This is a genomic window from Nonomuraea sp. NPDC004186 (genome assembly GCF_053603495.1).
Genome location: NZ_JBSGFQ010000039.1, coordinates 50519 through 74991 on the forward strand (window position 1 = coordinate 50519; position 24473 = coordinate 74991).

Sequence of the window (24473 nt, forward strand, 5' to 3'; positions counted from 1 at the left end):
GACGTGACCCGGGCACGGCTCCCGAGAGGGGGCCGCGCCCGGCCCGGGCTAATTGAGCGCCGAGTGGCGCCGGCTGTAGGCGAAGTAGATGACCAGCCCGATCAGGAACCAGACGGCGAAGCGCAGCCACGTCACCGGACTCAGGAACGTGATCAGCCAGATCGAGAAGAGCGCCCCGACGCCCGGCACCACCGGCATCCCCGGCAGGCGGAACTGGCGCGGCAGGTCGGGCTGCCGGTAGCGGAGCACGATCACCGCCACGCACACGACCACGAACGCCAGCAGGATCCCGATGTTCGTCAGCTCGGCCGCCTCCCGGATGGGCAGGAACCCGGCGATCAACGCCGACGCGACGCCCACGATCCAGGTGACCCGCGTGGGCACCCGGCGCACCGGGTGCAGCTTGGCGAACCAGTGCGGCAGCAGCCCGTCCCGGCTCATCGAGAACCAGACCCGGGTGACGCCGAGCATGAACGTGAACATGACCGTGAGGATGCCCACCACGGCGCCCGCCGCGATCAGGGACGCGAGCCCGGGCAGCCCGACGGAGGCGAACGCCGAGGAGAAGCCGCTCTCGGGATCGATCTCCCGGTAGTTCTGCATGCCGGTGAGCACGAGCGTGGCCAGCACGTACAGGACCATGGAGATGGCCAGCGAGTAGATGATCGCCTTCGGCATGTGCCGCTGCGCGTCCCGTGACTCCTCGGCCGCGGTGCTCATCGCGTCGTAGCCGAACACCGCGAAGAACACGGTGGCGGCACCGGTGATCGCCCCGCCGACCCCGAACGGGAAGAACGGCGTGTAGTTGTACGGGTTGATGTAGAAGAAGCCGACCACGATCACCAGCAGCACGACGGCGACCTTGATGCCCACCACGGACGTCTCGAACCTGGCCGCGGCGCGGATCCCGAGATTCAGCAGGAAGGCGATGAACAGGCACAGGATCGCCGCGAACAGGTCCACCACGTGCCCCGCGCCGGTACCGGGCGCGCCGAGCATCCACGCGGGCAGCGTGAAGCCGAGCTGCTCCACGAGGAAGCCGAAGTAGCCGGAGATGCCGATGGCCACGACCGCGACGATGGCGGTGTACTCCAGCAGCAGGTCCCAGCCGATGCACCAGCCGACGACCTCCCCGAGGACCGCGTACCCGTAGGTGTAGGCGGACCCGGCCTTCGGGATCAGGCCCGCGAACTCGGCGTACGAGAACGCGGCGGCGGCGCTGGCGATCCCAGCGATGAGGAACGAGACGAGCACGGCCGGCCCCGCGGTCTGGTTGGCGACCGCGCCGGCCAGGGCGAAGATGCCCGCGCCGATGATGCCGCCCACGCCGATGGCGGTGAGCTGCCACAACCCGAGCGACCTGGCCAGCTCGCCCTCGTGCTCGGTGGCGATGAGCTCCACCGGTTTGCGTCTGAAGACGCCTCCTGAAGTTGTCATGACGCCCCCGATGCGACTATGTGCGTCCGTCCTGCCCACCAGGGCCGTCCCTATGCGAAGGAGCCCTGGTGGGCGGGGTCACGGGCGCCACGTGCCGCCCGTCCGCGAGGTGCTGCTGCAGCTCGACATGCCGGAACTGGTAGTACGGCCCCTCCGTGCGCAGCAGGCCCAGCCGGTGGGCGTCGTCCAGGAAGTCCATCGCCCGCAGCGGCAGGCTCCCCCGGGTGGCCAGGCGGGGGATCGTCAGCTTGTAGGCCAGCCAGGCGTGGTGGCGGCCCAGGACGAGCCCGAACAGCAGCCCCAGCACCAGGCCGACCAGGATCGACATGTCCGGGGGGATCCCCGAATACAGCAGGACGCCCGCGGTGGCGAGCCCGACCACGAGCCCGCCGATGATCCGGATGGCGGTCAGGTTCCGGTCGGCCTGCCAGGTCGAGCGCGGGGATCTGGCCGTCAGGTCGGCGGTGGGGCTCTCGACCCAGCGGATCAGGCTGAGCAGGGCGACGAACCCGACGAAGGACAGCAGCCCGATCTGCACCGAGGATCTCAGGGCGAAGACCGGCTTCCCGCTCGCGTAGGCCATGAGCCAGCCGACGATGGCCCCCAGGGCACCGACGATCAGCCCGTCCCGGAGGGCGGGAAGGAGCTCGGCGAGCCTGCCGCGCAGGTGGAAGTCGGCGTGGCCCGGCGACTCGGTGAACCAGGAGCCGATCAGGGTCTCGGCCACGAGCGCGGAGAACAGGCCGGCCATCGCGCTGAAGAAGAGCGACTTCGTCAGCAGCCCGAAGGCCAGCCCGACCACGACCCCGATCACGGCGGCGGCCCCGAACCGGACCGTGCGGCTGGAGGTGTAGCGGGCCAGATGCCACCACGCGACGTCGCGCGGGTCCTCCTCGTTGCGTTCGAGCTGGCGGGACAGGTACGTGAGCCAGCGGTCGACCTGCTCCGGCGTCCAGGCGTGCTGGGGCCGGAAGGGCTGCGGCGGGCCCTCGGCGGGCGTACGCGTGCTCACCAGAGCCGGGATGAGCTGGTCGCACAGATGGTCGTGCAACGTCGCCGCGCTGCCGCGCCCGAGCGCCAGCAGCGGCGTCGGATCCACCCGCGGCGCGATGTAGGTGGCGCGGACCAGCCAGAGCCCCAGAGACGTCGAGGTGACCTCGGACAGTGCGGGGACGGTGCCCTTGCGCAGCTCCTCCAGGACCTGGGGCCAGACGGAGTGGGGCACCGGCGGCAGGCACGCCTCCAGGTAGTCGGCCGACGCGGCGGGGGACATCGGCTGTGGCTCGATGACCGCCGCCGCCGTGAGGGCGTCGCCGATCTCCTCGACGGACTCGGCGAACTGGTCGGTACGGCAGGTGAGGATGAGCTGGTCGGTCTCGTACATCGACCGGTTCAGCGAGGTCAGCATGTCGGCGCGGGCGGTGTCGGGCAGCTCGTCCAGGCCGTCGATGACGGGCAGCACCTCGCCCCGGGCCACGAGCGTCTCCGGCATGTCCGTGCCGAGGCCCTCCGCGCGCAGCGCCGGATAGTCCAGCGCCAGGCTCGCGGCCAGCCAGTCCTGCAGCCGCCCGTAGAGGCGGTCGTCCCAGCGCGCGGCCGACAGCAGCACCGGGACGGGCTCCTCCGGCTCCCGCGTGCGCAGCAGTTCGAGGACGAGCTGCACGGCCAGGGTCGTCTTCCCGGTGCCCGGGCCGCCCAGGATGACCAGCCGGCGGCAGCGCAGGGCGCGGAAGTTGCGTGCCATGTCCGCGATGTGCACGTCCAGGCCGGGGAAGGCCACGGTGCCCTTGGCGATGATCTCGGGACGGTCGGCGAGCTCGCGGCGCTCGGTCGAGTGCCAGGGCAGCGGCATGGGCTCGGGATCGCACAGCGAGCGCAGGACAGTCTCGTCGCGCCACTGCTGGGTCACCAGCCCGGAGAGGACGTCCTTCGCGGTGGCGACGTCGGCCGAGGTGGGGGCGGCGGCGGCCGCGCCCCGCTTGCGCCACCAGGTCAGGAACTGCACCAGGCCGTTGCCCAGCCCTATCGCGCCCGTCACCGCCGCGATGATCTGAGCGGATCCGGCCGTGATCCCCCAGTCCTTCGGCAATCGGGTGGCCACGGTCAGGATCATGGTGGCCAGGGCCAGGAGCAGAACGCCGAGCACCACCGACATCTTGGCCTGGCGATTCTGCCAATATCGTGCGCCCATAAATCCAGTATGTGCGGATAAAGAGGCTGGTAATTCTCCACGCAAGGTCGATAAAACGGAAAAACCATTCACCTCATTGATGGGGGCCGCCAATCCTGTGGCAGCGTTTCGGAAACCCGTCCGGCCGCGACGGCCAGCCCCCTGCGGCCGGGCAGGACGAGGTTGCCGTCGGTGACCAGCATGAACCGCTCCAGATCCGGCACGATCACGTGCACGGCGGTGATCCCGCAGGGGAGGACGCGCACCATGCGGTGGTAGGCCGGGTGGCCCCGCGCGGCCAGCATCGCGGCCACCTTCCGCAGCTGGGCGCCGGGAGTCCCGGCCGCCGCGGCGGCCTGCGGAAAGGGGACCACCTGCGCCTCCCGCAGGGCGTCGGTGAGGTCGAACCGTCCGCACGCGTGCAACGCGGGGTGCGCCGCCAGCCCGGCCAGATCGCCGCGTACGGCTCCGGAGTGCGGCAGACCCTCGCCGAGCGTGGCCTGGACGAGCTCCGTGAGCGCCCGCCAGGCGGCGTACGCCGGGTCCAGCGAGGTGCCGCCGCCGCGCCGGTGCGGACGGCGGTCGGCCGGAGCCGTGTACGCCAGCATCGTCGGCACGCCGAGGTCGCTGGTGATGTCCAGCAGGTGCACCGGTGACCCGGTCAGCTCCTCCGCCGTCGCGTAGGCCCGCGCGAGGCCGTGCGGAAGCGTCCCCGGGTCGATCAGCCTGAGCCGGAAGCCGTCCCCGCCCAGGAAGGCGCGTACGAGGAGCAGCGACAGGGCGTCCCGCTCCACGGCCTCGTTGAGGGCGTGCAGCAGCGCCTCGGCGGCGGTGATGCCGACGGCCGAGCCGCTGTTGCAGCTGTAGCGCATCAGGTCGGCGTAGTCGCAGTCGTCCCCGGCCAGCTCGCGCAGCGGCGCGGCGCCGGTCTCGGCGTACCAGGGGGCCGACAGGAACAGCGGCACCAGCGCGTCGACGCGCCTGTGGGGGAGGGGCGGCCCGTCGAGGAGGCGATAGCGCAGGCAGGCCATCCGCCGGCCGGGCGTCCCGGTCAGCAGCAGCGCGCAGGCGTCCCCGCGCAGCGGGCCCGTGGCGAGGGCGGCGGGCGCGACGGGCCGCACGGCGGCGGGGTCGAACCCGGCCGGGCCGGTGAGGTAGTGCTCGACGGCCTCGAACAGAGCGCCCACGCGGGCCTCGTCCGGGCGTCCTTTGCCCATCCCGCACGCGACCGGCGAGAGCTCCCCCGCGTCGCCGAATAGGCGGCACCACCAGGCGGTCGGGTCGCGGCCGTCGCCCGCGTCCACGAGCTCCGCCCGCAGGCCGAGCGCGGTCAGTGCCGCGGACGCCCGCCTCCCGGCCTCGTCCAGCGGCACCGCTCGTTCCGCCGCGCAGAACGGCCGCCCCGCCCGTCGCGGGGATTTCGGAAATCGACGCGGCCTACCTTCTGCCATCGCCGGTCGTGGCGGACAGCAGCTCGCCCAGCCGGTCGAGTTCGGCCTGGGTCAGGTGCTGGGTCGCGCGATCCAGCGACTCGGTCACGATATAGTCCACGACATTTCCCATGAGCCTCCCCCTTCCTTTCGGCCTTAATTGTAGCGCCGCCTCTGCAAAAGCCTAGAAAGGCTATTTGCGGACTTATTTACATTTTCTGGGGGATGGCCGCGGCCGGGGTGGGTACCCACCCCTGTCATCCGGAGTCCCAAGATCGTCACTCTGAGTGAGATGACAGCCGTTACGGTCACGAACCGTGTGCTGACAAAGAGTCAACCCGCCATTCGTGATGTTTCTTCGCATCCGTACCTTGAAGTACATCTGGCCCATCGGCATAGTGGACGCACCACAGGCGTGCCAGTCGTGGCGGACATTCTCGGGGTAGTGCCGGTTCGCGACTGCCCGGCGGCGCATCATCCGGTGCGCGGAATTGGACATGATGGATGAGTTCGCCCCCGCCGATCCGTACCAAGCTGCTCAGGATTCTCCTGCTTCCGCTGGTCTCCATGGTCGCTCTGTGGGGGTTCATCGCCTACTCCAGCGTTGAGGAGATCGTCACCGTCTCCCAGGCGCAGGACCGCTGGGAGGGCATCGGGTCGCCGGTGCTTCAGCTGATCGTCGAGTTACAGCGGGAGCGCCAGCTCTCGGCGGAGGCGGTCCGCGGCACCGGCTCGTACGAGCCGCTGGCCGAGCAGCGCCGGATCACCGACGGCAAGGCCAAGCGGCTGCGCGAGGTGATCAGCGCCCTCGACGTCGGGGCGGCGGACGGGGAGACCCCGGCCCAGGTGCAGGCGCTGCTGCAGGCGCTCGACGGGCTGCAGTCACTGCGCGATTCGGCCGACGGCGGCGTGCTGGCCCCGCCGCTGACCATCATCGAGGCGTACAACAACCTGATCAGCGTCGCCAACGGGCAGTTCAGCGACCGCGACGCGCTCAGCGACGTCTCGTCCTACCAGGCGGTGCGCGGCATGGCGGCCTACAGCGCCGCGGCCGAGTATCTGGGCCGTGAGCACGCCGTGCTCACCACCACGATCGTGCACCACAAGATGACCCCCAGGGACCGGGCGTCGTTCGTCTCCGCGATGACCAGCCGCCGGCTCGTCTTCGCCAACGCCGAGCGCGACGTCGGCCCCGAACTGCGGGCGAACTACGACCGGCTGGTCGCCAGCGCGTCGTTCAAGCGGCTGGTGGACGCGGAGGACCTGCTGTTCGGCTGGGACACCAGCGGCGGCGCGCCGCCCGTGGACCCCACCGTGTGGAAGCGGGACGCCGACGCCATCTTCGGCGCGATCAGCCGCGACACGCAGACGGAGCTGGCCCGCACCGCGGAGGAGGCGCAGTCCCAGAAGTCCGGCGCGTACTGGCGGATCGGCCTGGTCCTGCTCCTGGGGCTGTTCGCGGTGGTGGCGTCGGTGGCGCTGTCGTACCGGTTCGGCCGCTCGCTGATCGCCGAGCTCAGCCGGCTGCAGGAGTCGGCCGTGGAGCTGGCCGAGCGGCGGCTGCCCCGGCTGGTCGAGCGGCTGCGCCGCGGCGACGACGTGGACCCGGCCACCGAGGCGCCCGGCCTCGACCGCGCCGACACCGCCGAGGTCGACCGGGTGGTGCACGCCTTCTCCGCCGTACGCCGTACGGCGGTCGAGGCGGCGGTGGGCCAGGCGACCCTGCGCAAGGGCGTCGGCCTCGTCTTCCTCAACCTGGCCCGGCGCAACCAGGCGCTGCTCCACCGCCAGCTCACGCTGCTCGACACCATGGAACGCCGGGTCGAGGAGCCGGAGGTCCTGGAGGACCTGTTCAAGCTCGACCACCTGACCACCCGCATGCGGCGGCACGCCGAGAACCTGATCATCCTGTCCGACTCCGCCCCCGCGCGGCGCTGGCGCGACCCGGTGCCGCTGTTCGACGTCGTACGCGCGGCGGGGCTGGAGGTCGAGGACTACACCCGCGTCACCGTCGTACCGATGCCGAACGCCCCGCTGCTGGTCGGCCCCGCCGTCACCGACGTGATCCACCTGGTCGCCGAGCTGGTGGAGAACGCCACCGTCTTCTCCCCGCCCGACACGACCGTGCACATCCGCAGCATGACCGCGGCCAACGGCTTCGCGCTGGAGGTGGAGGACCGGGGCCTGGGGCTGAACCAGTCCACCCTCGACGAGCTCAACTCCCGGCTGGCCGACCCGCCGGAGTTCGACCTGGCCGACAGCGACCGGCTCGGCCTGTTCGTGGTGTCCAGGCTCGCGGGCCGGCACGGGATCAAGGTCTCGCTGCGCCGCTCGCCGTACGACGGGACCACCGCGATCGTGCTGCTGCCGGCCTCCCTGCTCGTCAACCTCCAGCCCCCGGTCGTCGTCGCGCCCGCCACGGACCGCGTCGCCGCGCACATAGCCAGGCCCATGCGCGCGCTCGGCACCGGGCCCGCCGAGCCCCGGTCCCGCGGGGTGGCCGTCGCCCCTGAGCCCTTCCCGCCCCTCGGGCCGGACGCGCCCGCCCGCGCCCCGGAGCGCGGGACCTGGTTCGAGGCCGGGCCCGCGCCGACCCCGATCATCCAGGCCGGGCCAGTGAGTGGGCCTGTGAACGGCTCCGCGAACGGGCTCACGGGCTCGTCCTCCAACGGGCTCACGGACGGGCTCACGGGCGGACTCGCGAACGGACTCGCGGGCGGACCTGCGAACGGACTCGCGAACGGACCCGCGAACGGACTCGCGGGCGGGCTCGTGGAGGAACCGGCCAGCGGGCCCGCCACTGGACCGATCCGGATTCCGACGCCGGTCCCCGGCCCCGCCACCCCGCCCGGCCCGCCCGCCGACTGGAGCGTCACCGTGCCGGCCGAGGACGCGGACGAAGACCTCGACGGGCTGCCGATGCGGGTACCGCAGGCCAGCCTGGCTCCCCAGCTCCGCTCCGCCAGACGCGCGGACCGGCGCGGCACCCCGGCGCGCTCGCCGGAGGAGCTCGCACAACTCATGTCGTCCATGCAACGCGGCTGGCAGCAAGGCCGTCGCCAGGCGGAGCAGGGACCAGACGTGTGGAACCGAAAGGACGACCATCCCGATGCCCGACCCCAGAAGTGAACTGAGCTGGCTGCTGGACGACCTCACCCAGCGCATCCCCGGCATCCGGCACGCCATCGTGCTGTCCGCCGACGGGCTGGCCATGGGCGGCTCCCGGGACCTGACCCGGGAGGACGCCGAGCACCTGTCCGCCATCTCCGCCGGCAGCCACAGCCTGGCCATGGGCGCCGGGCGCCACTTCGGCATGGGCGGCGTACGGCAGACGATCATCGAGATGGAGGACGGCTTCCTGTTCGTCACCGCGGCCGGCCAGGGCGCCCGGCTGGCCGTGCTCGCCACGGGCGACGCCGAGCTGGGCATGGTCACGTACGAGATGGCGCTCATGGTCAAGCGGGTCGGCGAGCACCTCTCCGCGCAGCCGAGGGGAGCGGCACCGGCACCCGCCTGGAACGGCGCGAGACAGTGACCGGGGAGGATCCCGGGCCGCTGCTCCGGCTCTTCGGGCTGACCGGGGGCCGGGCGCGCCCGCAGGGCGAGGCGTTCGACCTGGTGGCCATCGTCACGACGGTCGCCGGCACCTACGAGCCCACGGAGCTGCTCCCGGAGCATCGCACCGTGCTGTCGCTGTGCCAGAGGCCCACGCCGGTGGCCGACGTCGCGGCGCACCTCAGGCTGCCCCTCAACATCACCCGGGTGATCCTGAGCGATGTGCGGCGAGAGGGCCTTGTCACCATCGAGCGCCCGCGCCCCGCGGCGCAGACGATCGACGAACGCATCTACAGGGAAGTGCTGCATGGACTACGCAGCCTCTGAGCCGGGGACGACCGCCGTCGCCTCGGCCTTGGCCATCAAGATCCTCATCGCGGGCGGCTTCGGCGTCGGCAAGACCACCTTGGTCGGCACCATCAGCGAGATCCGGCCGCTGCACACCGAGGAGCTGCTGAGCGAGCGGGGCATCGGGGTGGACGACACCTCGGGCGTGGAGTCCAAGACCACCACCACGGTCGCGCTCGACTTCGGCCGCATCACCATCCGCGACGGGCTGTGGCTGTACCTGTTCGGCACTCCCGGGCAGGACCGCTTCTGGTTCATGTGGGACGAACTGGCCCTCGGCGCGCTCGGCGCCGTGGTGCTCGCCGACACGCGCCGCCTGGGCGACTGCTTCCCCGCGGTGGACTACTTCGAGCAGCGCGGCGTCCCGTTCGTGGTCGGCGTGAACTGCTTCGAGGGGGCCCGCCGCCACGACCCGGCCAAGGTGCGGCGGGCGCTCGCGCTGAACGAGCGCATCCCGATCGTGCTGTGCGACGTCCGCGACCGCGCATCGGTCAAGGAGGTGCTCACCACATTGGTGAAGTACGCGGTGGAAGGCGGATGAGCCGGGTTCAGGGGGCCGGCGTGAGTGGCGGGACGGCGTTGCGCGCCCGTTCGAGGGCCTGATCGGGCCACCACTGGCCGGAGGCCGGGGTGACGACGCCGTATACCGGGTCGGCCGGTCCCGGGGTGCCCCGGGTGCACTGGCCGTTGGAGAAACCCGGGCTGTTGAGCCAGAGGAACGCGTCGGCCAGCGGCTTCCCGGTGCCGGCGGACGGCCGGGCGCCCGCGCCCCTGCCGGGGGGATTGCACCATTCGTCCGGAACCGGGAAGCGCCCGGCGGGTGGTTGCCACTCGCCGGCCCCGTTCCGGCTCGTGTCGACGACGAAGTGCGGCAGGCCGGGCGCGTCGTCCGGCACGGCGGCCAGGGCCGCGTCGGCGCACGAGGCGCTCCGCGACGCCGCCCTCAGATAGACGCACCTGGACAGCTTCGCCGCGTACGTGAGCGATCGCGCCGTCGGCCGGTAGCCGACGGCGTTGACGTAGAAGCCGTCGGCGCGCACCGCCCCCGCGTTGACCAGCCGGTCGGCGATCTGCGTGAACGCGGGCCAGCCCGCCAGCCCGCCGTCGAGGTAGACGGCGGTGCGGGCCAGGCCGGTCAGGGTCTCCACGGCGTAGGTGAGATCGGCGTACCGCTGGACGGCGGCGGACTCCCCGCCCTGCGGGCACTCGGGGCTGCCGGGCATCCGCGCCAGGCCGCTGGGCTCCAGGGCGACGACCGCGGGCCGGTTCCCGATGCCCTCGGCCACCGCGTCGATCCACGCCCGGTAGCCCGCGGTGTCGGGGGCGCCGCCGTTCCAGCAGTCACGTCCCGGGATGTTGTTGGTGACGAACACCGGGACGGTCCGCCGGCGTTCGGCCTGGGCGACCGCCTCGCGCGCGGTGCGGGAGACGTCGGCGGGGGAGCCGCCGGCGAGCCAGATCGCCTGGGGGACCTGCGACAGCGCCCGCATGAGGGCGGCGTCGGCCGTCCTGCCCTGCGCCGACCAGGTCCGGGACTGCCGGGCCGCGTCGGTGTCCGGCTGCACGTAGAACCGCACGCCGTCCGCGCGCAGCGGGTTCTCGCCGGGGAGCTCCCGCCACAGCGTGCCCGCCTCTTTCGCGACGGCGGGGTTCACCGCCGGGTTCACCGCCGGGGTCACGGCGGGCAGGCCGGGGAACAGGCTGGGGAGCAGGTACGCGCCCGCCGTCGCCACGGCGAGCGCGGCCACCGTGCCGCCGGCCCACGCCCAGCGCCTGGACGTCCCCCGCCGCCGGCCCCGGTGCGCCGGGGCGGCGTGGCTCCGGTCCGGTGTGGTGCGGCCCTTCTCCGCGGCGGCGTGGCCCTGCTCGGGGACGGCGTGGCTCCGGCCCGAGGCGGTGGCGGCCGGGCCCGGCACCCTGGGTTCGTACGGGAACCGGCCGCTCGCCCGGCGTCGTGGAGGGGGCCCGACCGGGACGAGGTCGGGCGAGAGGCGGATCGTCGCGCCCCCGCCGAGCGCGTCCACGAGCTCGGCGGCCGTCGGGCGGGCCGCCGGGTCCTTGCTCAGCGCCCGCGCCACCAGCCGGCCGACCACGCCGCCCAGCTCGGGGAGCACGGGCTCCTCGTGGACCACGCGGTAGAGCACGTCGTGACCCGCCCCCGAGCCGAACGGCGGCCGCCCGCTCGCGGCGAAGGCCATGACACCGCCCCAGGCGAAGACGTCGGAGGCCGGCGACGCCAGCCCGCGCACCTGCTCGGGCGACATGTACGCCGGCGTGCCCATCCTGGTGACGGAGAGGGTCGTGGAGTCGGAGACGAAGGCGAGGCCGAAGTCGATGACCTTCGGGCCCATGGGGGACAGCAGCACGTTCGACGGCTTGAGGTCACGGTGGACGACGCCGGCCGCGTGGATGGCCCACAGCGCCACCGCCGTGCTCATGGCCAGTTCTTCGAGCTCCGAGCCCGACATCGGGCCCCGCTCCACGACCGCGCGGAACAGCGTCGGTCCCGGGACGTACTCGGTGACGACGTACGCCGTCTCGCCGTCCAGGTCGGCCGTGAGCACGGGAGCCGTCGAGAAGGGGGCGACCCGCTGCATGGTCGCGACCTCGCGGCGGAAGCGCCGCCGGAACTCCGGGTCGCCGGCGAGGTGCCGGTGGATGACCTTGATCGCCACGAGCCGCCGCGAACGGCTCTTCGCGAGGTAGACGACGCCCATCCCGCCGGAGCCGAGCCGGCGCACGATGCGGTGGCCGCCGATCCGCCGCGGGTCGTCGCCGGTCCGCCCGTCCACCGCCTCGCCGTGTTTGGTGCCGTTCGCCATCGCCCGCCCATCCCGACCCGACAGTCGACAGGAGGTACGGCCGGAGCGGCACGGGGGTTCAGCTGAACGCGAGCAGGACCTTGCTCGACCGCCGGGCGTCGGCCGCCTCCTCGAACGCCGCCACAGCCGCGCCGAGCCCGAAGACGGACGTGACAATGGGTGCGAACCGCCCGGCGTCCCCGCTCATGATCGACAACGCGGCCGGCATCTCGTGGTAGAAGCGGCTCGACCCCATCAGGGTCAGCTCGCGGGTGACCGCGAGGTGCAGCGGCGCGGTGACCCCGCCCGGGGGCAGGTGCCCCACGTTGACGAGGGTTCCGCCGGGGCGCAGCGCCTCCAGGGCGGAGACGAGCCCGGCCTGGGAGCCGGAGGACTCGATCGCGACGTCGGCGGCGGGGATCGGCTCGCCGAGGTCCGCGCGGACGACGTGGGTCGCGCCCACCTGGAGCGCCAGCCGGAGGGGTTCGCCGAACACGTCGGTCGCCGTGACCGTGGCCGCCCCCGCGCAGGCGGCCAGGGCGGCGCAGAGCAGGCCGATGGGGCCCGCGCCGATCACCAGCACGTCGCGGCCCTCGACGCCGGAGCCCGGCCGGCGCAGGCCGTGGAGCGCCACCGAGGCGGGCTCGGCCAGCGCCGCAGTCCGCAGGTCGAGCCCGTCGGGGATCGGCACGAGGCGGCTCGCGGGCACGACGAGGCGCTCGGCGAACCCGCCGTCCGTGTGCGGCATCCGGGCGGCGCTGCCGAGATAGCGCAGCTCCGCGCAGAGGTTCTGCTCGTCGCGCAGGCAGTAGCCGCAGCGGCCGCACACCTGGGCGGGGTGAACGGCGACGCGGCCGCCCGCCGGCGGCCCCGAGCCGTCGGCGGCGGGCTCGGCGACGACCCCGACCACCTCGTGCCCCAGGACCATCGGGGAGCGCAGGACGGACTCGCCCACCCGCCCGCTCCTGTAGTAGTGCAGGTCGGAGCCGCAGATGCCGCCGTAGACGACCGTGACGACGGCTTCGTGCGGTCGCGGCGCCGGGGTGGTCCGGGTCTCGACCGTCAGGTGCCCGGGGCCGGTGACGACGAGGGCCTTCGCGTCCATTCAGATCACCGCCGTCATTCCGCCGTCGATGTAGATGACCTGGCCGTTGACGAAGTCGGACGCCGGTGAGGCGAGCCAGATCGCGGGGCCGACCACGTCCTCGACGCGGCCCCAGCGCGCCGCGGGGGTGCGCCGCGTGATCCAGCGGCTGAAGTCGGGGTCGGCGACCAGGGACGCGTTCAGGTCGGTGTCGATGTAGCCGGGGGCCAGGCCGTTGACCTGGATGCCGGCGGACGCCCATTCGGCGCACATCGCCCGGGTGAGCCCGCCGAGCCCGCTCTTCGCGGCCGCGTAGGGGGCGGTGGTGGCCCGCACCAGGTGGTTCTGGACCGAGCAGATGTTGATGATCTTCCCGCTGCCCCGGGGGAGCATGTGGCGCGCGAAGGCGCGGCCGACGAGGAAGCCGCTGGTGAGGTTGACGTCGACCACGCGTTTCCAGTCGTCGACCGGGATCTCGGTCAGGGGGCCGCGGATCTGCACGCCGGCGTTGTTGACGAGGATGTCCGGGCAGCCGTACGCGGTGACGACGGCCTCGCAGGCCTGCTCGACCTGCGCCGGGTCGGTGACGTCGAACGCGTGGACCTGCACGTCGCCGGGTGGACGGCCGGGGGCGAGCTCCTCGCGCAGGGCTGCGGCCGCCGCCTCCAGGCGCGCCGGGTCGCGGCCGTTCAGCACGACGCGCGCCCCCGACAGCGCGTAGCCGCGCGCGATGGCATGCCCGATGCCGCGACCCGAGCCGGTGACCAGGGCGAGCCTGCCTGTCAGGTCGAACGCCGGGACGCCTGGAGCGGTCTGGAGGGGCACGTCAACTCTCCCTTGCAGGTGCGGATCCGAGAACCTCGACGCGTGACGCGCGGACGAGCGACGCGGCCGCGGCCTCCGCCGCCGCCGGGTCCATGGCCGCGATGGCCTCGACGACCTGCTCGTGCCGGTCCAGCGAGGCGGCGGTGTCGGCGGTGAAGAACTGGTGGCGGTCGGAGTAGCGGGCGTGCAGGGTGGCGATGAGGGTCTGCACGAGCTGGCTCAGGACCGCGTTGTCCGCGCCCCTCAGGACCGTGCGGTGGAAGCCGGTGTCGGCCGACACGAACGCGGAGCGGCTGCGTCTTTCGTAGGCGTCCCGCATGTCCCGGAGGTGCTCGCGGAGGGTGTCCACGAGGGCCTGCCGGGCACCCAGCGCCGCGATCCTGGCGGCGGCGGGCTCCAGGGCCTCCCGCAGCGTCAGCAGCTCGCCGAGCTGGGTGTCGGCGTCGGGGCCGTCCGCCCGCCAGGCGATGACCTGCGGGTTGAGCAGCGCCCAGCTCTCCTGGGGCTGGACGGTGGTGCCGACCTTGTGGCGCGGGCGGACCATGCCGAGCACCTCCAGCGAGCGCAGCGCCTCGCGCACGACCGTCCGGGACACCTCGTACTCGGACTCGACGCGCTCGGGGGAGACGATGCCGCCCACGGGGAAGTCGCCGTGCGCGATCCGGCGTCCGAGCGCGTCAACGAGCTGCGCGTGCAGGCCACCCGGCCGGGCGCTTTCGACCATCGACAACCCTTAAAAGTATGATTAAACACACTATATAACGGCTTCGGTGGGGATGCCCGCCGCAGACGCTGCAGGGCAACGTGCGGATCGACGCGCTGGACTACGCGGTCTCGGCCTCGATCACGCCGATCAGCGAACGGGGCGCGGTGCGGGACAACGTCCTGCTCGCCCGCGCCTCCGGTTCGTCCTGTCCGTCGTCGATCCCACCCTGATCCCCGCCTCCAGCTTCATCGGCCTGCAGACCAGCACGGGGACCGGCCGGGCGAAGTTCGCCGCCGTGTCGGTCACGCCCCGGGGCCGCCGGAGCTGAACGGCTGATTCGTTACGAGAAATGCTCGCAAATATCAGAACTATGTGTATGGGTATTGGTTTTCTCTGCCTTGGCCACATAAAAGCGTAACCGCAGGTCTATGGGCCACTTCAGTGCGATTCATAACCCCCCTACGCTGTCCCCGTTCCACTTACGGCGAGGGGGATCACGTGCTCGGAATCGACACCTGCCTGGCGGAGGTCATGTCCATACCGGGGGCGCTGGACGCCATGCTGCTCGACCACACCAGCGGCATGGCGGTGGCCTTCAGCAGTGCCTCGGGCGTGGACGCCGACCGGTCGGCCGCCGCGTTGACCGAGGCGCTGCGGGCCACGACCGACGGCCTCGCCCGCGCGTGCCCGGGCGAGGTCGTCCGCATCGACGACATGCTCGTCACGACGGACAAGGGGCACCATCTGCTCAGGCCGCTGGAGACGGTCTTCGAGGGGCCGCTGGTCATCTACGTACGCCTTGACCTGGAACGATCCAACCTGGCCCTGGCGCGCCACCGCCTGCGGTCGGTCTCCAGCCAGCTGACGACGTGAGTCATGACCAGGCTCGACGCACTCCTGGCCGGGCTGGCGCACGAGCGTTCGACGGGCGCGCTCCGGCTCGGGAGGAACGGCACGATCTTCCTCCACGACGGGCGCGTGACGTACATGGAGTGCGCCCAGACCCCGGGCGTCGAGCGCCTGCTCACGGCCCGGGGCCGGATGACGGAGGCGGCGCTGCGCGGGCTCCAGGCGGACGGCGGCTGCGCGCGGCTCCTGGAGGAGGGGCCGCTCACGCCCGGCGAACTGCAGTTCGCGGTGCTGGGCGCGGTTCTCGACGCGGCCTTCTTCCTGCTGCCGATCAGCGGGACGCGGCCCAAGTTCCGGCCGGGGGAGCGGCACTGGCTGGGCGGGCAGTGGTTCTTCGAGGTGGCGGGGCTGGTGCGGGAGTGCGGGCGGCGGCGGGCGCACCTCGCCGACATCTGGCCGTCCGCGGAGGTGGACACGCTGCCGGTACGGCCGGTGCCGTGGTTGCCCGGGCACGGGGTGACGCTGACCCGGGTCCAGTGGGAGGTGATCGTCGGCGCCGACCACAAGGCCACGCCGCTGGAGCTGGCCAAGCAGCTCGGGCGATCGGGCTACGCGGTGCTGCTGGCGGTCAGGAGGCTGGCGGCCGCGGGCCTGCTCACCCCACCCGACCCGGGCCGGGCCGCTCCCGCCGACAAGCGGCCCAGGCATGCCGAGCCCGCCGGGACCGCCGGGGCCACCGAGCCCGATGAGGTCGCCGACGGTGGTGAAGCGCCTGGAGCCTGGCTGCCGAAGCGGGCGCGGCACCCCTACGAGCGGCCGCCCCACGATCCCGGGGCGGTGGCCCAGCCGCTCGGCCCGCCCGTGACGGGAGACCCGACCGATCTGGCGCTGCTGATGCGGCTCAAGAAGGCGCTCGAGGAGCTGGCGTGAGGTTCCCCGTACTCAGGAGGAGGCCACCGGTGGAGCTGCGGAAAGAGGTTCTGGAGGAAATGACGCTCCTGCGCGAGCGCACACCGGACGTGAGCGGAAGCGTCGCCTGCACCGTGGACGGCATACAGATCGCCTGCGACCTCGAAGGAGACCGCGGCGAGCAGACCGCTGCGCTGTCGGCGGCGCTGCTCGCGATGAGCAGGCGGATGCTGACCATGACCGGCCACGGCGCTCTTGAGGAAACGCTCATCTCGGGCACCGCCGGCTTCGTGGCCTTCTACGCCGCCGGCCCCACCATCGTCCTCACAGTCCTGGCCAAGCCCGGCGCGAACGTCGGGCTGCTGCGGCTGGAGGGCAGGAAGACGGCCGCCGGAGTGGCAGCCGTCGCAGCACGTAGGCACTGAACCGTCCCCTGGCAGAAAGGGAGAGAACAATGGCCAGCATGGACGTCTCGCTCAAGGAGATGATGACGATCGACGGCGCCCTCGGAGCGGCGATCGTCGATCACGGGAGCGGCATGGCGCTGGGCACCCTCGGCGGCTCCAAGGACCTGGACCTGCAGGTCGCCGCCGCGGGCAACACGGAGGTGGTCAAGGCCAAGCTCCGCACGATGGACTCGCTCGGTCTCAAGGACAGCATCGAGGACATCCTCATCACGCTCGGCGGCCAGTACCACATCATCCGGCCGATCACGGGGCGCGGAGGGAAGGGGCTGTTCCTCTACCTGGCGCTCGACCGTGGGCGCGCCAACCTGGCCATGTCCCGGCACCAGCTCCGGGGCATCGAGGAGAAACTGGAGGTCTGACCCCGGCCCTCGGGTGGCCCGCCCTCGCTCAACCGCGGGCCACCCACCCTTCCTCTCCACCGCGCCGCGGCCGGCCGGTGAGAGGGAGGTCGGTCGTACGGACCGAGACGAGGGTGGCGGCGGCGGTCGCGAGCCGCAGCCGGATGCCGTATTGAAACGGGTTGCAGTTCGTCCTTAGGCTGAGCGCATGATCCTGGACCGCTTCCAGATCGGCGGCGCCGCGGCCGTGGTCACCGGCGCGGGCCGGGGCATCGGCGCGGCCACCGCCGTCGCCCTCGCCCAGGCCGGCGCCGACGTCGCGATCTGCGCCCGCACGGAGGACCAGCTCCACGCCATCGCCGAGCAGGTGAAACAGGCTGGGAGGCGGGTCCTGGTCGTCCCCGCCGACCTGACGCTCCCGGGCGCCGCGGAGGAGCTCGCGGAGCGGGCCGCGGCCGCGTTCGGCCGCCTGGACGTGGTCGTCAACAACGTGGGCGGTGCGATGCCCCGCGCCTTCCTCGACACGAAACGGAAGCATCTCGAGAACGCGTTCCAGTTAAACGTCGGCGTGGCGCACGAGCTGACCAGGGCCGCCGTCCCGCACCTGCTGAAGGCGGGCGGCGGCGCGGTCGTGAACGTCTCCTCCGCCGTGGGCCGCGTGGCGGGCCGCGGCTACCTGGCCTACGGCACCGCCAAGGCGGCCCTGGCGCACTACACCCGGCTGGCCGCGCTCGACCTGGCCCCCGCCGTCCGGGTCAACGCGGTCGCCGTCGGCGCGGTCGCCACCTCCGCGCTCGACATCGTCATGAACGACGAGGGCCTGCGCGCCCAGATGGAGCAGGCCACGCCGCTGCGGCGGATCGGCGAACCGGAGGACGTGGCGGCCGCCGTGCTCTACCTGGTCTCCCCGGCCGCCCGGTACGTGACGGGCAAGGTGCTCGAAGTGGACGGCGGGATCGACCGGCCCAACCTCGACCTCGGGCTGCCCGACCTGTCATGACTTGGTGAGGACGTAGGCGCGGCCGGGGTCGATCGCGACGGTCACGTTCGTGCCCTCGGCCAGCAGGCCCTGCGGATCCGGCCCCGGCACGGTCACCAGCAGGGTGCCCGAGGCGGTCTCCACCTCGTAGTCCACGCTGTGCCCGTGGAAGGCGGCCCGCAGCACCGAGCCGGTCCCGCCCTCGGCGGCCGGGCGGAGCGACAGCGTCTCCGGCCGGACCATGAGGTAGGCGGCGGCGTTCACCTGCACGTCGGGGTGGGCCGCCACCGTCATGGTCCGCCCCAGGGCCGTGACGACCGCGCCGCCCGCGGCCATCCGCTCGGGCACGACCTCGACGAAGTTGGCCCGGCCGATGAAGTCCGCCACGAACACGGTCGCCGGCCGGAAGTAGATGTCGGCGGGGGTGGCCGCCTGCTCGATCCGGCCCCTGTTCATCACCACCACGCGGTCCGACATGGTCATCGCCTCGTCCTGGTCGTGGGTGACGTACAGGCTGGTGATGCCGAGCCGGCGCTGGATGCGGCGGATCTCGGCGCGCATGGCGCCGCGCAGCTTGGCGTCCAGGTTCGACAGCGGCTCGTCGAACAGCAGCACCTCGGGCTGGACGACGAGCGCGCGGGCCAGGGCGACGCGCTGCTGCTGGCCGCCGGACAGCTCGTGCGGGGCACGGTTCTCCAGGCCGACGAGGTTCATGCTGGTGAGGGCGATCTGGAGGGCGGTGTCGGTCTCGTCCTTGGCCCGGTGCTGGGTACGCAGGCCGTAGGCGATGTTCTCGCCCACGGTGAGGTGTGGGAACAGGGCGTAGCTCTGGAACACCATGGCCATCGGGCGGCGCTGCGGCGGCAGCCCGTCGATGACCTCGCCGTCCAGCCGCACGTGCCCGCTCGACGCCTCCTCCAGCCCGGCCACGATGCGCAGCGTCGTGGTTTTGCCGCAGCCGGAGGGCCCGAGCAGCGTGATGAACTCGCCGGGCGCCACGTCGAGCGTGATCGTGTCGACCGCGACGACGGGGGCGCCGGCGCGGCCGAGGAACGCCTTGGTCAGTTCGTCCAGGTGGAGGCGCCCCCTGCGGGTCTCGTCCGTCATCGTTCCTGCCTTCCGGGGGAGCGGTGGAGTGTCGCGGAGCGCCCGACGAGCAGCCGGATGACCCCGAAGCCGGCCAGCACGATCGCGGTCAGCACCGTGCAGTAGGCGAACGCGACCCCGTAGCGGCCGGTGTTGGCGGCGCTGAGGATCTGCGAGGTGATGATGTGCGTGCCCGGGGTGACGAGCAGGATGATCGTCGAGACGGAGGTCATGCAGCGCGCGAAGCCGTAGCTGAGCCCGGTGAGCAGCGCCGGGCGGATCAGTGGCAGCGTGACCTTGCGGAAGGTCCGCAGCGGGCCGGCGCCGAGGTTCCTCGACGCCTCCTCCAGGCTCGGGTGCAGCTGCGACAGCGCCGCCGTGCCCGTACGCAGCCCGGCCGGGACGGAACGGACGACGTACGCCAGCACGATCGCCAGCGCCCCGCCCGCCACCGCGCTGCCGCCCACCAAGCCGGGCAGGACCAGCAGGTCGCCGACGTACCGGGCGGGCCGGTAGGCCAGCACGTAGCCGATGCCGAGCACCGTACCCGGCACGGCCACGCCGAGCGTCCCGGCGAAGTCCAGCCAGCCGCCCGTCCGAGCCAGCTGCCGCACCGCGAGCCAGGCGATGAGCAGCCCGAACCCCCCGGCGACCGGGGTGGCGATCGCCGCCAGCAGGGTCGTGTCCTTCAGCGCCTCCTGGCCCACGCCGAGCAGCACCTCGCGCAGGTGCGTGAACGTGAGCGCGTTGTCCACGCCGAACACCCTTGTGACCCCGCCGGCCACCATGGTGCCGTAGAGGCTGACGATGACCAGCGCGACCAGCACCGCCAGGGCGAGGACGGGCCAGCGCACCCAGCTCGTGACCGGGTGCACGCTGCCGGACGGCCTGCCGGTGATCGTGGTGCGGACCTTGCGGCCCAGCCAGTACCGCTGCGCCACGAACACGCCCACGGACGGCACCAGCAGGATCAGGCTGTAGACGGCCGCGCCCGTGGTGTCGTACTCGCCGGTCACGGCCAGGTAGGCACGGCTGGCCAGCACCGTGTAGTCGCCGCTCACGACGAGCGGGTTGGCCAGGTCCGCGACGGCCTCCACGAACAGCAGCAGGAACGGCGCCGCCAGCCCCGGCGCGAGCAGCGGCAGCATGACGGTCCTGAAGACGCGCCACCGGGACGCGCCCATGGTCATCGCGGCCTCCTCCATGGCCGGATCGAGGCCGCGCATCATGCCGAGCAGCCCCAGGTAGGCGACGGGGAACAGCGACAGCGACTGGACGAACACCAGCCCGTCCAGCCCGTAGACGTCGTACTCGACGCCCAGCAGGTCGTGCGTCACCATCCCGCGCCGGCCGAACAGCACGATCGTGGCCGTGGCCACCGCGAACGGCGGGCTCACCACCGGCATCAGCGCGACGAGGTGCAGCAGCCGCTTGCCCGGCACGTCCAGCCGGGTCTGCACGAAGGCGAACAGGAAGCCGATCGCCGTGCCGCACAGGCCGACCAGCACGCCGAGGACGAGCGTGTTCCAGAGGATCCGCAGGTCGACCGGCGAGGTGAAGAACCGGGCATAGCGCGGCCACGCCTCGGCCGACAGCGCCGAGGCGAGCACCGTGCCGAGCGGGAAGACGCTGCCGGCGAGGACGAGGACGACGCAGGCGGCGATCGCCAGCGCGACGCTGGTCTCGCGGCGCCGCCTGCGCCGCGCCCGCGCGTGCGGGGGGCCGGCGGGTGCGCTCATCTGGGGGCCTTCGCGATCTCGGCGTCGAAGCGCCGGGTCAGGTCGAGCTTGCGGGCGCCCGCGGCGGTGCTGTCGTAGTCGATGAGCTTCAGCGCGGCCAGGTCGGCGGTCTTGTCCGACCGCTTCGCGGCCGGGTTGGTCGGCGCCTGGTACGAGTGGACGGTCGGCCCGATCTCCTGCGCCCCCGGCGTCAGCGCCCAGTCGACGTACTTCTTCGCGCCGGCCACGTTGTGCGCTCCCTTGAGCAGCGCCACGCCGCCCACCTCGTAGCCCGTCCCCTCGGCCGGGAACGTGACCTGCAGGTCGGTGAAGCCCTGCTCCCGCGTGGCCACGCAGTCGTGGGAGAACACGACGCCCACGCCGACCTCGCCCCTGGCGGCCTGCTGCGCGGGCGCCGCGCCGGACTTGCTGTACTGCAGCACGTTCGGGTGCAGCCGCCTCATGTACGCCAGCGCCCCGTCGTCGGCCCCCCCGTGCAGCTCCACCTGCGTCCACAGCGCCGTGTACGCGGTGCCGGACGTGGAGGGGTGCGCGATGCCGACGTTCTGCCTGAACGCCGGGTCCAGCAGGTCCTCCCACGACGTGGGCGCCCGCACGTGCTTCTCGGCGAGGACCGCGGTGTTGTCGCAGAAGCCGAGCACGCCCACGTACACGCCGGTCCAGGTGCCGTCGGGGTCCTTGTACCGGTCGGGGATGGCGGCCGCGTTCGGCGAGACGTAGTCCTGCAGGAGGCCGTCGCCGGCCGCCGCGGCGTACCCGTCGGCCGGGCCGCCGTGCCAGACGTCGAACTCCGGATCGGCCCGCCCCGCCTTGATCCGGGCGAGGGCCTCACCGCTGGACAGGCGGACGAACTCCGCCGGGATCCCCGTCTCGGAGGTGAAGACGGAGGTCATCGCCGCGCACCACTCCTCGGTGGCGCCGCACGCGACCACCACCTTCCCGGCGTCGGCGCTCGCCGCTCCGGGGGCGCGCGTGCACCCGCAGCAGGCGAGCACGAGGGCGGCGCCGATCGACAGGACCGGACGTGAGCGGGCAAGAGGTGAAGCCATCGTCGACCTCCTGGGGCGGCTGAAGGGTTGCCATGCCGCAAAGCTAGGCCGCGGGGCGGGCCCCGCCGGTGACAGCGCGGTGAGCGTTGGTGACGGCGCCGTCACCTACCGATCGGGCTGGTCGGGCATCATGTAGCCGGCGCCGCGCACCGTCTGCACGTACGAGGCGGCGTCGAGCGCCTCCAGCGCCGACCGCAGCCGGTAGACGGTGGATTTGACCACGTCCCGCCCGCCGGTCAGGTTGGTGGTGCCCCACACCTCCCGCAGCAGGTCCTGCCACGACTGCGGGGTGCCCCGCCGCGCGGCGAGATGGGCGAGCAGCCTGCACTCGGTGTCCGTCAGGGTCAGCCGCCGCCCGCCGATCGTGACGGTGTGCCGGGCGGCGTCGATGACCAGGTCGCCGACCCGCAGCAGCGCGGGGCCGGTGTAGCGGCGCAGCACGGCCCGCGCCCGCAGGACGAGCTCCCTCGGGTGGAACGGCTTGGTCACGTAGTCGTCCGCGCCCCGCTCCAGCCCGGCGATGACCTCCTCGGGCCGGGAGAGCGCGGTGACCAGCACGATCGCGACATTGGGGTACTTGGCCTTGATCAGCTCGCAGAGGGAGAGCCCGTCGAGCGCCGGCATGAGCACGTCGAGCACGACCAGGTCCACGTGGTGGGTACGGAGCAGGTGCATGGCGGTCGCGCCCTCGTGCGCCTCGATCACGTGGAAGCCCTGCGTCGTGAGCGCGAAGGCGATGATCGCGGTCATCTGGGGTTCGTCGTCGACGACGAGTGCGGTGGACATGGAGGCTCTCCCTAGCCCGGCAGCGTGAACAGGAAGGTGGTGCCGTGCATCGACGTGGTGTCCACCATGATGGATCCGCCGTGCAGCTCGATGATCGTCTTGGTGATGACCAGGCCGAGCCCGGTGCCGTCGGCCAGCGGGCGGCCGGTCACGAACCGCTGGAACAGGCGCCGCCGCTGCTCCCGGGTCATTCCCGCGCCGTCGTCCGTGACGTACACCGCGATCCCCGTGTCGATGACGGCCACCCGCACGTCGATGCCGCCGCCCACGGTGGTGAACCGGCCGGCGTTGGACAGCAGGTTGGTCAGGGCCTGCACGATCAGCATGGGGTCGGCCTGGATACGCGGCGTGACCTGCGGGGTGTCAAGAGTGATGTGCTGCTTGCGCTCGGCGCACAGGGCGCGCATGGCGATGACCACGTCGCGCGCCACGACCGAGACGTCCACCTGCTCCAGCCGCGGCGTGAACAGCCCCGCCTCGATCTTGGCCTGGGTGAGCAGGCTCTCGCACAACGCGATGACCTGCGCGCACTGCTGGTCCACGATGGTGATGAAGCGCTGCTGATCCGGGGTCAGCGGCCCGGGGCTGCCCTCTCCCAGCAGGTCCGCCGCTCCCTTGATCATGCTGAGCGGCGTACGCAGCTCGTGGCTGAGCGCCGTCACCTGCTCGGCCCGCCGCTCTACCAGCTCGCCCAGCCTGGCCAGCTCGGCCTGCTGGGCCACGGCCGCCCGCCGCATGGCGGCCACCGCCAGCCCGGCGCCGCCGAGCAGCCCGGCGAACGCCGCCGGCGCCGGCCACGTCCCGGTCAGCACCGCCGCCACCGCGCCCGCGACCCCGATCACGCCGGTCAGCAGGGGTAATCGCGGCGACCTGGCGATGCCGGACAACTCCTTCCATCCCATCCACGCCTCCCTCGCCGAAACGTGCGGCATCGTGAAAAGGATGACGTACCGGTACGCATGGCGGAAGCGGTGATCCGACGGGGTGTCAGGAATGCCCCGCCGGGCCTGACACACTGGGAGATATGGGACCAAAAACTGGCAGTGAGCTGGGGAACTTCCTGCGGGCCCACCGTGCGCGGGTCACCCCCGCCGAGGCCGGTCTCACGGCCGGTCCCGGCCTGCGGCGCACGCCCGGGCTGCGCCGGGAGGAGCTGGCCACCCTGGCCGGGGTCAGCATCGACTACTACACGCGCCTGGAGCGCGGCAAGGAGACCCGGCCCAGCCCGTCCGTGGTCGACGCGCTCGCCCGCGCCCTCCTGCTGGACGAGCGCGAGCACGAGCACCTGCGGGACCTCGCCGCGTGCGCCGCCCGCCCCGCGCCCGAACCGTCGTCCCCGCCCAGCCGGTCGGTGCCGTCCGGGATCAAGCTGCTGCTGGAGAGCCTGCGGCCCAACCCCGCGCACGTGGTCAGCCGCACCATGGACGTGCTCGCCTGCAACCCGAGCGGGATGCGGCTGTTCGCCGGGATGGAGAAGTGGCCGATCACGCAGCGCAACGTGGTCCGCTACGTCTTCCTCCACCCCGACGCCCCGGACCTGTACGACGACTGGGACGAGCAGATCCGGGCCTGCGTCGGCCGCCTGCGCGCGCTGGCCGGCACCGAGCCGGACGCCCCCGACCTGGCCGAACTGGTGGACGAACTGCTGTCCAAGAGCCCGGAGTTCGCCCGCCTGTGGGAGCGTTACGACGTGCGGGCGCACACCCAGGGCCGCAAGACCTTCCACCACCCGGACGTCGGCGATCTCACCCTCGGCTACCAGTCCATGCAGCTGGAGGGCACCCCCGGCCACCGCCTGGTCGCCTACTACGCCGAGCCCGGCACGCCCGAGTACGACGCCATGGTCCTGCTCGACCTGGCCGCCTCCGAGCACGCCTCGAAGCCCGCCGCGGACCACCGCCACCCGTGACCCACG

General features: G+C 72.6%; 23 protein-coding genes. 11 read left to right on the forward strand and 12 right to left on the reverse strand.

What is annotated here, in order from left to right:
* Window positions 1–48 precede the first annotated feature (48 nt).
* The 3 genes from ACWEPL_RS29275 to ACWEPL_RS29285 all read right to left on the reverse strand — a co-directional run bounded on the left by ACWEPL_RS29275 (window position 49) and on the right by ACWEPL_RS29285 (window position 4980).
* The gene (locus ACWEPL_RS29275; RefSeq protein WP_363982163.1) at window positions 49–1437 is read right to left on the reverse strand and encodes an amino acid permease; all 1389 of its coding nucleotides are present in this window, start codon (window positions 1435–1437) and stop codon (window positions 49–51) included.
* A 16-nt stretch (window positions 1438–1453) separates the two neighbouring features.
* On the reverse strand, window positions 1454–3628 hold the full coding sequence (locus tag ACWEPL_RS29280; RefSeq protein WP_363982160.1) for an NACHT domain-containing protein: 2175 nt from the start codon (window positions 3626–3628) through the stop codon (window positions 1454–1456).
* 68 nt (window positions 3629–3696) lie between these two features.
* Window positions 3697–4980, reverse strand: a complete 1284-nt coding sequence (locus tag ACWEPL_RS29285) for a YcaO-like family protein (RefSeq protein WP_452438035.1) — start codon at window positions 4978–4980, stop codon at window positions 3697–3699.
* Window positions 4981–5541: 561 nt separating this feature from the next.
* On the opposite strand from ACWEPL_RS29285, the gene ACWEPL_RS29290 reads away from it, so the two are divergent.
* The 4 genes from ACWEPL_RS29290 to ACWEPL_RS29305 are packed head-to-tail and all read left to right on the forward strand — an operon-like array spanning window position 5542 to window position 9481.
* The gene (locus tag ACWEPL_RS29290; protein ID WP_452438036.1) at window positions 5542–8166 is read left to right on the forward strand and encodes a nitrate- and nitrite sensing domain-containing protein; all 2625 of its coding nucleotides are present in this window, start codon (window positions 5542–5544) and stop codon (window positions 8164–8166) included.
* Window positions 8147–8572: a roadblock/LC7 domain-containing protein gene (locus tag ACWEPL_RS29295; protein WP_363982151.1), complete on the forward strand. Its 426-nt coding sequence runs from the start codon at window positions 8147–8149 to the stop codon at window positions 8570–8572. The genes ACWEPL_RS29290 and ACWEPL_RS29295 overlap by 20 nt, the downstream gene beginning before the upstream one ends.
* The gene (locus tag ACWEPL_RS29300) at window positions 8569–8919 is read left to right on the forward strand and encodes a DUF742 domain-containing protein (RefSeq protein WP_452438037.1); all 351 of its coding nucleotides are present in this window, start codon (window positions 8569–8571) and stop codon (window positions 8917–8919) included. Before ACWEPL_RS29295 ends, ACWEPL_RS29300 begins: the two co-directional genes overlap by 4 nt.
* The gene (locus ACWEPL_RS29305) at window positions 8900–9481 is read left to right on the forward strand and encodes a GTP-binding protein (RefSeq protein WP_350740995.1); all 582 of its coding nucleotides are present in this window, start codon (window positions 8900–8902) and stop codon (window positions 9479–9481) included. The genes ACWEPL_RS29300 and ACWEPL_RS29305 overlap by 20 nt, the downstream gene beginning before the upstream one ends.
* Window positions 9482–9488: 7 nt before the next feature.
* Here ACWEPL_RS29305 and ACWEPL_RS29310 read toward each other — a convergent pair whose 3' ends face one another.
* The 4 genes from ACWEPL_RS29310 to ACWEPL_RS29325 are packed head-to-tail and all read right to left on the reverse strand — an operon-like array spanning window position 9489 to window position 14374.
* The gene (locus tag ACWEPL_RS29310) at window positions 9489–11762 is read right to left on the reverse strand and encodes a glycoside hydrolase family 6 protein (protein ID WP_452438038.1); all 2274 of its coding nucleotides are present in this window, start codon (window positions 11760–11762) and stop codon (window positions 9489–9491) included.
* 58 nt (window positions 11763–11820) lie between these two features.
* A complete protein-coding gene (locus ACWEPL_RS29315) occupies window positions 11821–12846 on the reverse strand; it encodes an alcohol dehydrogenase catalytic domain-containing protein (RefSeq protein WP_452438039.1) in 1026 nt (341 codons plus the stop codon).
* Complete coding sequence (locus ACWEPL_RS29320) at window positions 12847–13650, reverse strand: SDR family oxidoreductase (RefSeq protein ID WP_452438040.1); 804 nt, start codon at window positions 13648–13650, stop codon at window positions 12847–12849. It abuts the gene before it with no gap.
* A gap of 1 nt (window position 13651) precedes the next feature.
* Window positions 13652–14374, reverse strand: coding sequence for a FadR/GntR family transcriptional regulator (locus tag ACWEPL_RS29325; RefSeq protein ID WP_449910467.1), 723 nt, complete (start codon window positions 14372–14374; stop codon window positions 13652–13654).
* 80 nt (window positions 14375–14454) lie between these two features.
* On the opposite strand from ACWEPL_RS29325, the gene ACWEPL_RS29330 reads away from it, so the two are divergent.
* The 6 genes from ACWEPL_RS29330 (at window position 14455) to ACWEPL_RS29355 (ending at window position 17919) form a co-directional block, all read left to right on the forward strand.
* Window positions 14455–14586 (forward strand): hypothetical protein, encoded by a 132-nt coding sequence (locus ACWEPL_RS29330; protein WP_452438041.1) that lies wholly within the window; start codon window positions 14455–14457, stop codon window positions 14584–14586.
* A 268-nt stretch (window positions 14587–14854) separates the two neighbouring features.
* Complete coding sequence (locus ACWEPL_RS29335; protein ID WP_319719198.1) at window positions 14855–15229, forward strand: roadblock/LC7 domain-containing protein; 375 nt, start codon at window positions 14855–14857, stop codon at window positions 15227–15229.
* Window positions 15230–15232: 3 nt separating this feature from the next.
* Entirely contained in the window at window positions 15233–16135 is a 903-nt protein-coding gene (locus ACWEPL_RS29340) for a hypothetical protein (protein WP_452438042.1), read from the forward strand.
* Between the two features lie 29 nt (window positions 16136–16164).
* Complete coding sequence (locus tag ACWEPL_RS29345; RefSeq protein WP_350741003.1) at window positions 16165–16539, forward strand: roadblock/LC7 domain-containing protein; 375 nt, start codon at window positions 16165–16167, stop codon at window positions 16537–16539.
* A 29-nt stretch (window positions 16540–16568) separates the two neighbouring features.
* The gene (locus ACWEPL_RS29350) at window positions 16569–16940 is read left to right on the forward strand and encodes a hypothetical protein (protein ID WP_363982130.1); all 372 of its coding nucleotides are present in this window, start codon (window positions 16569–16571) and stop codon (window positions 16938–16940) included.
* A 187-nt stretch (window positions 16941–17127) separates the two neighbouring features.
* Window positions 17128–17919, forward strand: a complete 792-nt coding sequence (locus ACWEPL_RS29355) for an SDR family oxidoreductase (protein WP_452438043.1) — start codon at window positions 17128–17130, stop codon at window positions 17917–17919.
* Here the strand turns inward: ACWEPL_RS29355 and ACWEPL_RS29360 are convergent.
* From ACWEPL_RS29360 to ACWEPL_RS29380, 5 genes are all read right to left on the reverse strand, one after another.
* Window positions 17914–19005, reverse strand: a complete 1092-nt coding sequence (locus tag ACWEPL_RS29360) for an ABC transporter ATP-binding protein (RefSeq protein WP_363982124.1) — start codon at window positions 19003–19005, stop codon at window positions 17914–17916. The genes ACWEPL_RS29355 and ACWEPL_RS29360 overlap by 6 nt on opposite strands.
* On the reverse strand, window positions 19002–20723 hold the full coding sequence (locus tag ACWEPL_RS29365) for an ABC transporter permease (RefSeq protein WP_452438044.1): 1722 nt from the start codon (window positions 20721–20723) through the stop codon (window positions 19002–19004). The genes ACWEPL_RS29360 and ACWEPL_RS29365 overlap by 4 nt, the downstream gene beginning before the upstream one ends.
* Window positions 20720–21772, reverse strand: coding sequence for an ABC transporter substrate-binding protein (locus ACWEPL_RS29370; RefSeq protein ID WP_452438045.1), 1053 nt, complete (start codon window positions 21770–21772; stop codon window positions 20720–20722). The genes ACWEPL_RS29365 and ACWEPL_RS29370 overlap by 4 nt, the downstream gene beginning before the upstream one ends.
* Before the next feature lie 105 nt (window positions 21773–21877).
* Window positions 21878–22558 (reverse strand): response regulator transcription factor, encoded by a 681-nt coding sequence (locus tag ACWEPL_RS29375; protein WP_363982115.1) that lies wholly within the window; start codon window positions 22556–22558, stop codon window positions 21878–21880.
* Between the two features lie 11 nt (window positions 22559–22569).
* On the reverse strand, window positions 22570–23460 hold the full coding sequence (locus ACWEPL_RS29380) for a sensor histidine kinase (protein WP_363982112.1): 891 nt from the start codon (window positions 23458–23460) through the stop codon (window positions 22570–22572).
* A gap of 122 nt (window positions 23461–23582) precedes the next feature.
* Here ACWEPL_RS29380 and ACWEPL_RS29385 point away from each other — a divergent pair, with 122 nt between their 5' ends.
* A complete protein-coding gene (locus tag ACWEPL_RS29385) occupies window positions 23583–24467 on the forward strand; it encodes a helix-turn-helix transcriptional regulator (RefSeq protein ID WP_363982109.1) in 885 nt (294 codons plus the stop codon).
* Window positions 24468–24473: the final 6 nt, after the last annotated feature.

What these genes read in the sequence shown, in the direction of transcription:
- ACWEPL_RS29275 (WP_363982163.1), bottom strand. Translation starts at nt 1,437, where the DNA reads ATGACAACTTCAGGAGGCGTCTTCAGACGCAAACCGGTGGAGCTCATC.
- ACWEPL_RS29280 (WP_363982160.1), bottom strand. Translation starts at nt 3,628, where the DNA reads ATGGGCGCACGATATTGGCAGAATCGCCAGGCCAAGATGTCGGTGGTG.
- ACWEPL_RS29290 (WP_452438036.1), top strand. Translation starts at nt 5,542, where the DNA reads ATGAGTTCGCCCCCGCCGATCCGTACCAAGCTGCTCAGGATTCTCCTG.
- ACWEPL_RS29295 (WP_363982151.1), top strand. Translation starts at nt 8,147, where the DNA reads ATGCCCGACCCCAGAAGTGAACTGAGCTGGCTGCTGGACGACCTCACC.
- ACWEPL_RS29305 (WP_350740995.1), top strand. Translation starts at nt 8,900, where the DNA reads ATGGACTACGCAGCCTCTGAGCCGGGGACGACCGCCGTCGCCTCGGCC.
- ACWEPL_RS29310 (WP_452438038.1), bottom strand. Translation starts at nt 11,762, where the DNA reads ATGGCGAACGGCACCAAACACGGCGAGGCGGTGGACGGGCGGACCGGC.
- ACWEPL_RS29315 (WP_452438039.1), bottom strand. Translation starts at nt 12,846, where the DNA reads ATGGACGCGAAGGCCCTCGTCGTCACCGGCCCCGGGCACCTGACGGTC.
- ACWEPL_RS29325 (WP_449910467.1), bottom strand. Translation starts at nt 14,374, where the DNA reads ATGGTCGAAAGCGCCCGGCCGGGTGGCCTGCACGCGCAGCTCGTTGAC.
- ACWEPL_RS29340 (WP_452438042.1), top strand. Translation starts at nt 15,233, where the DNA reads ATGACCAGGCTCGACGCACTCCTGGCCGGGCTGGCGCACGAGCGTTCG.
- ACWEPL_RS29350 (WP_363982130.1), top strand. Translation starts at nt 16,569, where the DNA reads ATGGCCAGCATGGACGTCTCGCTCAAGGAGATGATGACGATCGACGGC.
- ACWEPL_RS29355 (WP_452438043.1), top strand. Translation starts at nt 17,128, where the DNA reads ATGATCCTGGACCGCTTCCAGATCGGCGGCGCCGCGGCCGTGGTCACC.
- ACWEPL_RS29360 (WP_363982124.1), bottom strand. Translation starts at nt 19,005, where the DNA reads ATGACGGACGAGACCCGCAGGGGGCGCCTCCACCTGGACGAACTGACC.
- ACWEPL_RS29365 (WP_452438044.1), bottom strand. Translation starts at nt 20,723, where the DNA reads ATGAGCGCACCCGCCGGCCCCCCGCACGCGCGGGCGCGGCGCAGGCGG.
- ACWEPL_RS29370 (WP_452438045.1), bottom strand. Translation starts at nt 21,772, where the DNA reads ATGGCTTCACCTCTTGCCCGCTCACGTCCGGTCCTGTCGATCGGCGCC.
- ACWEPL_RS29375 (WP_363982115.1), bottom strand. Translation starts at nt 22,558, where the DNA reads ATGTCCACCGCACTCGTCGTCGACGACGAACCCCAGATGACCGCGATC.
- ACWEPL_RS29380 (WP_363982112.1), bottom strand. Translation starts at nt 23,460, where the DNA reads ATGGGATGGAAGGAGTTGTCCGGCATCGCCAGGTCGCCGCGATTACCC.
- ACWEPL_RS29385 (WP_363982109.1), top strand. Translation starts at nt 23,583, where the DNA reads ATGGGACCAAAAACTGGCAGTGAGCTGGGGAACTTCCTGCGGGCCCAC.